The sequence below is a fragment of the Streptococcus mitis genome (assembly GCF_001579045.1).
GTDB lineage: Bacteria > Bacillota > Bacilli > Lactobacillales > Streptococcaceae > Streptococcus > Streptococcus mitis_D.
The window spans coordinates 432,236-444,544 of record NZ_KQ970262.1; the positions used below are offsets into that span (position 1 = coordinate 432,236).

General features: G+C 39.5%; 13 protein-coding genes and 1 pseudogene. 3 read left to right on the forward strand and 11 right to left on the reverse strand.

Translation table 11 applies throughout. From position 1 onward, the window contains the following. A partial coding sequence (locus SMIDD28_RS05185) for an IS5 family transposase (RefSeq protein ID WP_061425176.1) occupies positions 1–255 on the reverse strand: 255 nt, incomplete at its 3' end. A gap of 65 nt (positions 256–320) precedes the next feature. Here SMIDD28_RS05185 and SMIDD28_RS05190 point away from each other — a divergent pair. Both SMIDD28_RS05190 and SMIDD28_RS05195 read left to right on the forward strand, forming a co-directional pair. Beyond that, a pseudogene (locus SMIDD28_RS05190) lies at positions 321–696 on the forward strand (tyrosine-type recombinase/integrase); the annotation flags it as partial. Between the two features lie 287 nt (positions 697–983). Next, entirely contained in the window at positions 984–1,787 is an 804-nt protein-coding gene (locus SMIDD28_RS05195; RefSeq protein WP_061425177.1) for a peptidylprolyl isomerase, read from the forward strand. A gap of 55 nt (positions 1,788–1,842) precedes the next feature. Here SMIDD28_RS05195 and SMIDD28_RS05200 read toward each other — a convergent pair whose 3' ends face one another. The 7 genes from SMIDD28_RS05200 to SMIDD28_RS05230 form a co-directional block, all read right to left on the reverse strand. Then, positions 1,843–3,384, reverse strand: a complete 1,542-nt coding sequence (locus SMIDD28_RS05200; RefSeq protein ID WP_000025380.1) for an ABC-F family ATP-binding cassette domain-containing protein — start codon at positions 3,382–3,384, stop codon at positions 1,843–1,845. A gap of 115 nt (positions 3,385–3,499) precedes the next feature. Next, positions 3,500–3,973: a VanZ family protein gene (locus SMIDD28_RS05205; RefSeq protein ID WP_061425178.1), complete on the reverse strand. Its 474-nt coding sequence runs from the start codon at positions 3,971–3,973 to the stop codon at positions 3,500–3,502. Further along, positions 3,973–5,058 (reverse strand): dual-specificity RNA methyltransferase RlmN, encoded by a 1,086-nt coding sequence (gene rlmN, locus SMIDD28_RS05210; protein WP_000804762.1) that lies wholly within the window; start codon positions 5,056–5,058, stop codon positions 3,973–3,975. Before rlmN ends, SMIDD28_RS05205 begins: the two co-directional genes overlap by 1 nt. Positions 5,059–5,078: 20 nt before the next feature. Continuing rightward, the gene (locus tag SMIDD28_RS05215; protein WP_061425179.1) at positions 5,079–5,609 is read right to left on the reverse strand and encodes a YutD family protein; all 531 of its coding nucleotides are present in this window, start codon (positions 5,607–5,609) and stop codon (positions 5,079–5,081) included. 156 nt (positions 5,610–5,765) lie between these two features. Then, positions 5,766–6,371, reverse strand: a complete 606-nt coding sequence (gene sodA, locus SMIDD28_RS05220; protein WP_061425180.1) for a superoxide dismutase SodA — start codon at positions 6,369–6,371, stop codon at positions 5,766–5,768. A 173-nt stretch (positions 6,372–6,544) separates the two neighbouring features. Further along, entirely contained in the window at positions 6,545–7,582 is a 1,038-nt protein-coding gene (holA, locus tag SMIDD28_RS05225) for a DNA polymerase III subunit delta (protein WP_061425181.1), read from the reverse strand. Between the two features lie 33 nt (positions 7,583–7,615). Next, positions 7,616–8,551 (reverse strand): dihydroorotate oxidase, encoded by a 936-nt coding sequence (locus SMIDD28_RS05230; RefSeq protein ID WP_061425182.1) that lies wholly within the window; start codon positions 8,549–8,551, stop codon positions 7,616–7,618. A gap of 228 nt (positions 8,552–8,779) precedes the next feature. Between SMIDD28_RS05230 and gdhA the strand changes: the two genes are divergently transcribed. Further along, positions 8,780–10,126, forward strand: a complete 1,347-nt coding sequence (gene gdhA, locus SMIDD28_RS05235; protein WP_000199548.1) for an NADP-specific glutamate dehydrogenase — start codon at positions 8,780–8,782, stop codon at positions 10,124–10,126. Between the two features lie 241 nt (positions 10,127–10,367). Here gdhA and SMIDD28_RS05240 read toward each other — a convergent pair whose 3' ends face one another. The 3 genes from SMIDD28_RS05240 to SMIDD28_RS05250 all read right to left on the reverse strand — a co-directional run bounded on the left by SMIDD28_RS05240 (position 10,368) and on the right by SMIDD28_RS05250 (position 12,293). Further along, positions 10,368–11,555, reverse strand: a complete 1,188-nt coding sequence (locus SMIDD28_RS05240) for a tyrosine-type recombinase/integrase (RefSeq protein WP_048773378.1) — start codon at positions 11,553–11,555, stop codon at positions 10,368–10,370. Next, positions 11,527–11,796, reverse strand: coding sequence for a DUF3173 family protein (locus SMIDD28_RS05245; RefSeq protein ID WP_000450956.1), 270 nt, complete (start codon positions 11,794–11,796; stop codon positions 11,527–11,529). The genes SMIDD28_RS05240 and SMIDD28_RS05245 overlap by 29 nt, the downstream gene beginning before the upstream one ends. 269 nt (positions 11,797–12,065) lie before the next feature. After that, complete coding sequence (locus tag SMIDD28_RS05250; protein WP_020998542.1) at positions 12,066–12,293, reverse strand: helix-turn-helix domain-containing protein; 228 nt, start codon at positions 12,291–12,293, stop codon at positions 12,066–12,068. Positions 12,294–12,309 lie beyond the last annotated feature (16 nt).

Sequence of the window (12,309 nt, forward strand, 5' to 3'; positions counted from 1 at the left end):
CTGACGGATTAAGTTGCTTTCGTGAATACCAAAATCAGCCGCAATTTGTTCATAAGTGCGGTATTCTCGCATATATTGAAGAGTAGCCATGAGGAGGTCATCTAGGCTTAACTTAGGGGTTCGTCCACCTTTCGCGTGTTTACGTTGATAAGCTGTTTTTAACACAGCTAACATCTCTTCAAAAGTAGTGCGCTGAACACCAACAAGGCGCTTAAATCGTGCATCACTTAATACTTTACTTGATTCATAATTCATAGTTTTATTGTATCATATTTTTGTTTCGCAGGAAGTCTATTACTAATACCAACCTAAGGAAATAAAAAACAATTTCCCGAATTCCTGTTGAACTAACTGATTTACTTCAGTCATGGGAAAAGCAACAAAAAAGAGAACTAGCAAAATTTGGAATTATCCAATCTGATGAACAGTATGTCTTTACTTATATCGATATGAAGAGCAATGTTAACGGTCCACTACACTCTGACTACCTCACGTCATCCAGAACTAACACACGCTACACCTCATAAATTACGTCATACGGGTGCAACTCTTGCCAAACAATTTGGCACATCACTAGAGGACATTTCAGAAGCTCTAACACATAGCGATACAGGTACAACTCAGATTTATGTCAACACTTCTAATGTAGTTCCTATGGCCGTTGGTGAATTTGCCTACCGTAACCTTAAAAAGTAATGGTGTGAATTTTGCTAAAAAAACATCAAAAAACACCCCATGGTGTGAACCATGAAGTGTTGATAAATGCTGTATTGTAGCCGTTTCTTAACGTTTAGAGAACTGGCTAGCTTTACGAGCTTTCTTAAGACCTGGTTTCCTAAATACTTCGAGTACACTTATGGTATTGATACCTCTAAACAAGCGACTTTCTGGTTGGCTTCCTCTTAAACTGCCTTGTTACTAATATTTGAAATCCCCTTCTTTTTAGGGTACAATGGTAGAAATGAATTTTTGAGAGGATCAGAATGAAAAAACTAGCAACCCTTCTTTTACTATCCACTGTAGCCCTAGCTGGATGTAGCAACATCCAACGTAGTTTGCGTGGTGATGACTATGTAGATTCTAGCTTGGCTGCTGAAGAGAGCTCCAAAGCAGCTGCCCAATCTGCTAAGGAGTTAAACGATGCTTTAACAAACGAAAACGCCAATTTCCCACAACTATCTAAAGAAGTTGCTGAAGACGAGGCTGAAGTGATTCTACACACAAGTCAAGGCAATATCCGTATCAAACTCTTCCCTAAACTCGCTCCTCTAGCAGTTGAAAACTTCCTCACTCATGCTAAAGAAGGCTACTATAACGGTATTACCTTCCACCGTGTCATCGATGGCTTCATGGTTCAAACTGGAGATCCAAAAGGGGACGGTACAGGTGGTCAGTCCATCTGGCATGACAAGGATAAGACAAAAGACAAGGGAACTGGTTTCAAAAACGAGATTACTCCTTATCTCTATAACATCCGTGGTGCCCTTTCTATGGCTAATACTGGTCAACCAAACACCAATGGTAGCCAATTCTTCATCAACCAAAATTCTACAGATACCTCTGCTAAACTCCCTACAAGCAAGTATCCAAAGAAAATCATCGAGGCCTATAAAGAAGGGGGAAACCCTAGTCTAGATGGCAAACACCCAGTCTTTGGTCAAGTGATTGACGGTATGGATGTTGTAGATAAGATTGCTAAAGCCGAAAAAGATGAAAAAGACAAGCCAACGACTGCTATCACAATCGATAGTATCGAAGTGGTGAAAGACTACGATTTTAAATCTTAAAAACCAAAAAAATACAGTATCCACATTCGGTACTGTATTTCTTCTACTCTCATTCTTAAGTTAAATTATTAAAATCCCAGATTTGGTCCATCCAGCCTTCATAGAAGTCTGGTTCGTGGCAGACCATAAGGATAGATCCCTTGTATTCTTTGAGAGCGCGTTTGAGTTCATCCTTGGCATCCACATCCAAATGGTTGGTCGGCTCGTCCAGCACTAAAACGTTGTTTTCACGATTCATCAAGAGACAGAAACGAACCTTGGCTTGTTCCCCACCTGACAAGACCTGAATTTGGCTTTCAATATGCTTGGTTGTCAGACCACAACGGGCAAGGGCTGCACGGACTTCTGCTTGGTTGAGGGCTGGAAAGGCATTCCAGACAGCTTCAAGAGGTGTTTGACGATTGCCACCTTCTACTTCTTGTTCAAAGTAGCCAAGTTCTAGATAATCTCCACGCTCCACTTCCCCAGCGATTGGCGGAATAATGCCCAATAGAGATTTCAAGAGAGTTGTTTTCCCGATACCATTTGCTCCGATAATGGCAACCTTTTGATTGCGTTCAAAGGTTAGGTTTAAAGGCTTTGTAAGTGGACGATCATAACCAATCTGCAAATCCTTGGCTTGGAAGATAAAGCGCCCTGGCGTACGAGCTGATTTGAAATCAAAGGATGGTTTTGGTTTCTCACTTTGCAGTTCGATAATATCCATCTTATCCAATTTCTTCTGACGAGACATGGCCATGTTTCGTGTTGCAACACGCGCTTTGTTTCGAGCGACGAAGTCTTTGAGGTCTGCAATTTCTTTTTGCTGACGTTCGTAGGCCGCCTCTAGCTGAGATTTCTTCATTGCATAGACTTCTTGGAACTGGTAGTAGTCACCAGAGTAACGCGTCAGCTGTTGATTTTCTACATGATAGACGATATTAATCACATCGTTCAAGAATGGAATATCGTGTGAAATAAGGACAAAGGCATTCTCATAGTTTTGGAGATAGCGCTTGAGCCAATCAATATGCTCAGCATCCAAGTAGTTGGTCGGTTCGTCCAACAGCAAGATATCGGGCTTTTCAAGGAGGAGTTTAGCCAAAAGTACCTTGGTTCTTTGCCCGCCTGACAAAGAGGTTACATCTGTATCCATGCCAAAGTCCATAACACCAAGGGCACGCGCTACTTCGTCAATCTTGGCATCCAAGGTATAGAAATCACGACTCTCCAGACGGTCTTGAAGTTCTCCCACTTCTTCCATGAGAGCATCAACATCCGCACCGTCTTCAGCCATTTCCATATAAAGGTCATTGATACGAGCTTCTGCTTTGAACAGCTCATCAAAAGCTGTACGGAGAACATCACGTACCGACTGCCCTTCAGCAAGGACGGAGTGCTGATCCAAGTAACCAGCAGTCACATATTTGGACCACTCAACCTTCCCTTCATCTGGCAGCATTTTACCAGTCACAATGCTCATAAAGGTTGATTTTCCTTCACCATTAGCACCGACAAGACCGATATGTTCTCCCTTGAGGAGACGGAAGGACACATCTTCAAAAATTGCACGGTCACCAAAACCGTGACTCAGATTTTTAACTTCTAAAATACTCATTTTAATTCCTTATCTTGTTTTTATACTCTTCGAAAATCTCTTCAAACCACGTCAGCTTCACCTTGCCGTACTCAAGTACAGCCTGCGGCTAGCTTCCTAGTTTGCTCTTTGATTTTCATTGAGTATTATGTAATCGTTTATAAAGTAGCCAAGCCAGATAGCCACCCAAGGTATTGGTCCACAAATCATCAATCTCAAAGACGCGATTAAAATCAAAGAAAAAGTCCAAGACTAACTGCGTACACTCGATTCCAAGGCTCAGAAGAAAACTGAAAAAAATCACTTTTCTTCTCTTCCGCAAGTTTGGAAGGAGATAAAGGAGTTGGAACACCAAAGGAAAAATCAAGAAGACATTAAGGATATTTTGTAGAAAAAGCCAACATAATTGTCCTATGTCACTCACCTCACCCAGTTTCCAGAAAGAATTGAAAGGAGTCAAAAGAAAAACCAGGCGTCCAAGATGCTGAATACCTGGAGTTTCCACCCCCACAGGAGAATGTTCTTGAGGAGTAAAGCAAAAGTAAATGATACAAATGCTATAGAAAATGACTCCCCAGACCAAAACATGATTATAAGTTTTCTTCATCATTAAGGATTGACTGCAGCGACTGCTTTCTGGCGGTCACGTTTCATTGTGTTAGAGCGCAATTGTCCACAAGCTGCATCAATATCTGTTCCGTGCTCTTGACGAACAACACAGTTGACCCCCTTTTTCTTAAGCGTATCATAGAAGGCCATGACGCGCTCTTTGGGACTACGACTATATTGGTCATGCTCACTAACTGGGTTATAAGGAATCAAGTTTACATAAGACAATTTCTTGATATTCTTGAGCAATTCAGCTAATTCCAAGGCTTGTTCTACACCGTCGTTGACTTCATTGAGCATGATATACTCAAAGGTCACACGACGATTGGTTGTTTCGATGTAGTACTCAATAGCAGCAAAGAGTTTTTCAATCGGAAAGGCACGGTTAATCTTCATGATGCTTGAGCGCAGTTCATTATTAGGTGCGTGAAGGGAAACGGCAAGATTGACCTGAACTCCTTCATTAGCAAAGTCACGAATTTTATGGGCCAAACCTGAGGTTGAAACCGTGATGTGACGAGCACCGATGGCCATTCCCTTGTCATCATTGATAGTACGAACGAAATTCAAGACATTGTTGTAGTTATCAAAGGGTTCACCAATTCCCATGACAACGATATGGCTGACGCGTTCGTCCTGACCACGCTCATCAAAGTATTTCTGAACCAGCATGATTTGCGCTACAATTTCACCATTATTAAGGTCACGTTGTTTCTTGATCAAACCAGAAGCACAGAAGGTACAACCGATATTACAGCCGACCTGAGTGGTCACACAGACTGACAAACCATAGTGCTGGCGCATGAGTACAGTCTCAATCAACATACCATCAGGCAACTCAAAGAGGTATTTGACAGTCCCATCAGCAGACTCTTGAACGATACGTTGTTTCAAGGGATTGACCACAAATTGGTCATTGAGCTTAGCAATCAAATCCTTGGAAAGGTTGGTCATCTCTTCAAATGACTGGACACGTTTACGGTAGAGCCATTCCCAGATTTGATCTGCACGGAATTTCTTTTCTCCCTGCTCCAAAACCCATTCCTGCATGGTTTGACGTGTTAAACTATAAATTGACGGTTTCATTTCTTCTCCTTATTTTCTACTCACTTCTGACGAATGACAAAATGACGTTGTCTCTTGTCCTCTTTCTGAGAATGCTGGTCTTTCTGACGACGTCTATTTTTCTTATCTGCATTCAGTTTTCGTTTTGTTTGAGCCTGTTTCTTTCCTTTTCTAGAAGGCGTTTCTTCTTCCTTCTTACGCATTTTCTTGTCAAATGATGCTCGCTTAGGGGCTTCATTTTCTAGAACAAAATAGGCACAACCATAACTACAATACTCTAAAAGGTAGTCTTGTAAACGACTGATTTTTTCAAGTTTTTCTTCTGTTCGGTCATCCTTGTAAAAACCGCGTAGACGAAGCTGTTCGTTGCTCCAGTCTCCCACAATATAATCAAACTTGGTTAAGACTTCTGAAAAACGCTGATTAAAAGCCGTCACATCAAAGGCATCCTTGATGTTTTCCACCAAGGAAAAAGCTATCCCTTCCGTTTCGACCTTGTCCCCGTGTAAATGAAACTCAGGACCAGGAAACTTGTTATAGTTGTATAATTCAGGTGCAATTTCTTTTCGCATAGATATCCTTTTTCCACGATTACTTAATACTTTATTCTACCATAATTTCTAGCAGTTAGCACGTTTCTCATAAAAATGAAAAAAGTCTGACGATTTTGTCAGACCAAAATAATATAACCTTAAAAAGAGAAGAACAATTCTTCCCTCCAACTATCATTATTTAGCTGCTGCGTACAATTCATCTACTTTGTTCCAGTTGATCACTGAGAAGAAAGCTTTGATGTAGTCAGGACGCACGTTGCGGTATTTCACGTAGTAAGCATGTTCCCAAACGTCCAAGCCCAAGATTGGTTTTTTGCCTTCTGAGATTGGTGTGTCTTGGTTTGCTGTTGAAGTCACTTCAAGTTTACCCTCTTTGTTGACAACCAACCATGCCCATCCAGAACCGAAACGAGTTGTTGCTGCCGCAGTGAAGGCTGCTTGGAATTCTTCAAATGAACCAAATGTTGCATCGATTGCTGCTGCAAGTTCTGTTGATGGAGCTGTTTTTTCAGGAGTCATTAATTCCCAGAAAAGAGCGTGGTTCAAGTGTCCACCACCATTGTTGATAAGCGCTTGACGGATATCAGCTGGGATAGATTCTACATCAGCAAGCAAGGCTTCAAGGTCTTCACCGATTTCAGGGTGTTTTTCAAGAGCTGCATTAGCATTGTTGACATAAGTTTGATGGTGTTTGTCATGGTGCAAGTGCATTGTTTCCGCATCGATGTATGGTTCCAAAGCGTCGTATGCATATGGAAGTTCTGGTAAGATAATAGCCATCTGTAATACCTCTTTTTCTTTCTATATGAAAATGATAACGCAAACATTCACTTTTTTCAAGTTTTTTGCTTATAGATAAGAAAATCACTGACATACTTTCTAATAAAATAAGCAAATCAGCAAGAAACCCACGACAAGATAATCTTGACGCGGGTTGTAGTTTCAAAAAAATATCAATTTACCCGGCTCGCAATCTGTAAGAGTGCCTTTTCAAAAAGGAAACTCTTTTCATAAAGACCAGTCTTAATCTGATAGTCTGTCTCAATCAAATAGGAAATAGCTTGCTTTAAAAAGCTCAAGGAAAGTCCTCTTGAATCTCTCAGCGCAAACTTGATTTGATATGGATTGGGATTACGTCCGAGAAAGCTGCCTAAACTACTTGCAATCTGAGATTCCGTTTGGCCAGAGTCCGATAAAATTTTCACCTGAGTAAAAGTCCGAAATTGTCCTAACATGACAGCTATGAGCTTAATTTCATCTTCCCCTTGCAAGGTCAAGTCTCTAACCAAATCGCGCGCCTGATCCATCTTTTTAGTCAGAATAAACTGAGTTAAATCAAAAATATTGTCCTGTAAGGTCTTAGGAATAGCGTTGACAATATCCTCTTCCTCGATAATAGAGTCTTCCTTATAGGACTGTAAAAAGAGGAGATTTTTCTGAATTTCGCTAAATTGAAAACCCGACTTGACGAGAAGATTTTCAAAAGAATAATTGGCAAACTGCAGACCTTGTTTCTGGCTCCACTTTTGGAAATACTGGCGCAATTCTTGTTCTTTGGCTTCTACTGCATCAAAAACCTTAGCATCACGCTTCAGTAATTTAACCAACCGTCTTTTGCTATCCAGCTTTCCTTCCGCAAAGATTAACAACTTGGTTGTTGGTGAAGGATTGTCAAGATATTCCTCAAATGACTTAAGCTCATCATCTGTCAAAAAGCGTTTCTTGGCAGTTGTGATATCGACAAAATAGTCCAATATCACGATTTTTTCATCGGCAAAGAAAGGAAGGCTGACCAACTCCAGTTCCACATCCTTATATACCACTTCTTTCATATCAAAGTAGGCAAAGTTTAGGTCGGCAGAATCATAACCAATCTGTTTCAATACTTGACTCTTCATAACTTCAAACTGACCCTGATCTGTCCCTGTAAAAAGGCTCAGGCTCGGTAAATTTGATAAAGTCAACTTCTGGCTTTCTTCAATAGCTAGCATCTTCTCTCCTTTCTTCTGATTTTTCGATTTAATTTAGTCAATATAGCGCAATTTCCCACGGAAATCTTCTAGGCTTTCGTACCCTTTTTCCGCCATGATTACTTTCAATTCATTAGTAATGCGTTCAAAAGCACCGACGCCTTCCTTGTGAAGGGTGGTTCCCACCTGCACCATACTCGCTCCACAGAGGATATGTTCAAAGGCATCACGACCAGTCAACACGCCACCTGTTCCGATGATTTGGATTTGAGGATTTAAGCGTTGGTAGAAAGCATGAACATTGGCTAGAGCAGTCGGTTTGATGTACTCTCCCCCAATCCCACCGAAACCATTCTTGGGACGAATAACGACGGACTCATCTTCTATATATAGTCCGTTTCCGATTGAGTTGACGCAGTTGACAAACTTGAGCGGATACTTGTTGAAAATAGCTGTCGCTTGGTCAAAGTGAACAATATCAAAATATGGTGGCAATTTAATTCCAAGAGGTTTGGTGAAGTAGGCAAACACCTCTGCCAAAATCCGGTCTGTTGTCTCAAAATCATAGGCAATCTGAGGTTTTCCTGGAACATTTGGACAGGAGAGGTTTAGCTCAGTCAGACCACGAAAATCACTCTCTTGGACTTTTTTCAAGAGAGTATGGGTTTCCTCTGGAGACATGCCAACTAGAGATAAGAAGAAAGTCCGGTTCGGCTCTTTTTCCTGCAGATCCAAAAGATAGTCCAAATAATAGTCTAAGCCCTTATTTGGCAAGCCCATAGAGTTGATAGAACCAAGGGGAACATCTTGATAGCGTGGCTCAGGATTTCCCTGACGAAAGTCCAAGGTCGCTGTCTTTGTGACAAAGGTTCCTGCCGCTGAGTTTTTAACCCCTTCTAGCTCCTCTATCGTCATACAAGCCACACCTGCTGCATTCATCAAGCAATTGTCAAACTCAAAACTAGCAATTTGTGTTTTCGTTGATACCATGATTCTGATCCTCCAGATTCCTTTTATTGCTAATATTATACCATATTTTCACAATTTCTCTTTGAGAAAGATATTTACAAGAAAAAGGTTCGTTTTTTATCTATGTTCAAAAAGTCTCAAAACTAAATTGATAGAATTTTTAGAAAATTTTTGTTTTTTCTCTTTACAATTAAAAAAAATTCTGCTATAATGACACACATAATTAAATTAGAATTTAAGGAGAACGATATGACATCTGCTAAAGAATATATCCAAAGCGTGTTTGAAACTGTAAAAGCTCGTAACGGGCACGAGGCTGAATTCCTCCAAGCTGTTGAAGAATTTTTCAACACTTTGGAACCTGTATTTGAAAAACACCCTGAGTATATCGAAGAAAATATCTTGGCACGTATTACTGAGCCCGAGCGCGTAATTTCTTTCCGTGTTCCTTGGGTTGACCGTGATGGAAACATTCAAGTAAACCGTGGTTACCGTGTTCAATTCAACTCAGCTGTTGGACCGTACAAAGGCGGACTTCGTTTCCACCCAACTGTAAACCAAGGGATTTTGAAATTCCTCGGATTTGAACAAATCTTCAAAAACGTCTTGACTGGTCTTCCTATCGGTGGAGGTAAAGGTGGATCAGACTTCGATCCTAAAGGTAAAACAGATGCTGAAGTGATGCGTTTCTGCCAAAGCTTCATGACTGAATTGCAAAAACACATCGGCCCATCACTTGACGTACCTGCTGGTGATATCGGTGTTGGTGGACGTGAGATTGGTTACCTTTACGGTCAATACAAACGCCTTAACCAATTTGATGCTGGTGTCTTGACTGGTAAACCTCTTGGATTTGGTGGTAGCTTGATTCGTCCTGAAGCGACTGGTTACGGTTTGGTCTACTATACTCAAGAAATGTTGAAAGCTCACAATGACAGCTTCGCTGATAAGAAAGTCGTTGTATCTGGTTCTGGTAACGTTGCTCAATATGCAGTACAAAAAGCAACTGAACTTGGTGCAACTGTTATCTCAGTATCTGACTCAAATGGTTACGTCATCGATGAAAATGGTATCGACTTCGATCTTTTGGTTGATGTTAAAGAAAAACGTCGTGCTCGTTTGACTGAGTACGCTGCAGAAAAACCAACGGCTACTTACCATGAAGGTTCTGTATGGACTTACGCAGGCAACTACGACATCGCCCTTCCATGTGCGACTCAAAATGAAATCAACGGCGATGCTGCAAAACGTTTGGTAGCTCAAGGTGTGAAAGTTGTCTCTGAAGGAGCAAACATGCCAAGTAACTTGGAAGCTATCCATGTTTACAAAGAAAATGGTGTCCTTTACGGACCTGCAAAAGCTGCCAATGCTGGTGGTGTTGCTGTATCTGCCCTTGAAATGAGCCAAAACAGTCTCCGTCTTTCATGGACTCGCGAAGAAGTGGATACTCGTCTTCAAGGTATCATGACAAATATCTTCAATACTGCTAAAACAACTGCAGAAACTTACGGTCTTGGTACTGATTACCTTGCAGGTGCCAATATTGCAGCCTTTGAAAATGTAGCAAACGCTATGATTGCACAAGGTATTGTTTAAGATTTATTTGCTCAATCCTCAATCACTATGATTGGGGATTTTTAGCCTGAATTAAAAAGTTGGAAAATTACTTACTCGCCCCCTTTTTTGCCCCTTCTTGAACAAAAAGAAAAACCGCTACTCCTAAGAATAGCGGTTTAATCCATGTTTTTAAGCTACTAATGTAGTCGCTCTCTTATTTAAGAGTAACAATTTGCTAATCTTATTTTCTCCCAGTATTAGTGGGTTAATTCCTCCATTTTCAACTTTGGCAGGAATTTGGTAGGTAAATTGATAATCCAAGATTATCTAAACTGTCTGTAATCTCTTCTGAAATTGTTGAATCACCTGAATAATACCAGTGACTATATGTATTCAACGTGGTTGACTTATCAGCATGTCCTAATCGATATGAAACATATAAGGTATCCTTATGCAATACATTTATAAGGTAGGAAGCGTGACTATGTCTTAAACCTTTCCCCGTAATTTCTGGTACACCCGCAACCCTAGCATGCCTTTTTATTATCCTAGAAATTGTAGACTTACACAAGGGGGCACCAAAACGTGATATTACATAATCTTTATCATCATTCTTTATTTGAACTTCTCGCCATTTTTTAAGTATTGTAATCGTAAAATCATCTAAATCAATTTTACGATTCCCTGCTACTGTCTTTGTTTGTTGTTTAGCATACCATACACCGTTTTTGTCTTTCTCAATTGTCGAATGAACATGAATCCATTTACGTTCAAAATCAATATCTTCCCATTTAAGAGCAATACCCTCACTAACTCTTAAGCCAGTCATAAAATATAACCAGATTGTCATGTAATTATGGAGTCCCTCATACTCACTAATATCAAAAGAGTTTATTACCTTCTTAAATTCATCAAATGTCCAAAATTTTGTATCAGGGTGCTTTCCTCTAGGATTATCTAATCCTTTAAAAGGAACTCTATCAATATAACCCAATCTTTCTGCATAGCCCAGACACGCTTTAAATCTAGACCACATATTTTTAGCATAGTTACTAGAATACTTGTCTATAATAGCTAAGCGAAATCTTTCACAGTCAATAGTACTAATATCTGATAATTTTTTACTACCAAATTGCTTAATAAATAACTGATGATGTGGTAAAGCGGTCTGATAAGTTACAAATTGAACTTTTTGTTGATAATATTTTAAATAAATCTCTTCCATAAACTCTCTAAAAGTTAGAAAACTATTATTAATAGTAGAGTTCACAAATTCATGTTTTAAACGAAGTATCTCTTCATAAGCTTCCTTAAAAGAATTAAACGGTAGTCCCTGTTGATTTTTCCTTCCTTTCTTTTGAATTCTTTTCCCAGTTATTGGATCAACTCCTAATTCAATTTGAAAGTAAATTTTTCCTTTTGAATCTTTGTATACACCTTTATATTTCTTTGTCTTTGATATAACCATTTTTCTCACCTTCTATATCTGAAAAAGAAATACCAATTAAATTTTCTACAATATTTTTAGGAGCAATGCCTAACCTTTTATTATCGAAAGGTGAACAACCTAATTGTACCGCATTCTTATCATTTTTTCTAGCTTCTTCAAACTTTTTTACAGCAATTTTTTTTGCTTGTCTAATAATATTTCTCGATGTGTGCTCTGGAAAACCAATCGCAACTAAATCTTTATAGTTTACTGTTTCCATGATTTTACTACTTCCTTTCTTAGATTTTTTCACCTCCATGGCATGACTGATGAAGTCATCATAAGAATTTCACTTGCTGCTCTTTTACGGTGGCAGCCTGAACGGTCAGAAGTATCATTGTATATCATTTGTATCATGGCATATAAAGTATCGCTCTATTTTATTGATGGTTTTAATATCGCTCTTATCATGGCGAGCCATTCAAAACTGCTCCACAAATGAGGAAAGTACCATTTTGGACTATTCAATTGTCAATGTGCTTTCTTAACCTAATACTTTTTAGAGTAATAGTCTTCTTTATTATCCACTCGACCTACAAGGTAATCTAAACTTACATTATAAAAATCTGCAAGTTTGATAAGGTCATCTATAGAGATTAACCTGGTACCTGATTCCATTTTAGAATACGCTGATCTTGTACAATTTAAGATTGTTTTTGCAACATATTCTTGTGTCAAATCATCATCCTCGCGTAAATCTCTAATCCTTTTCAACATCCAATGTCTCCTAAAA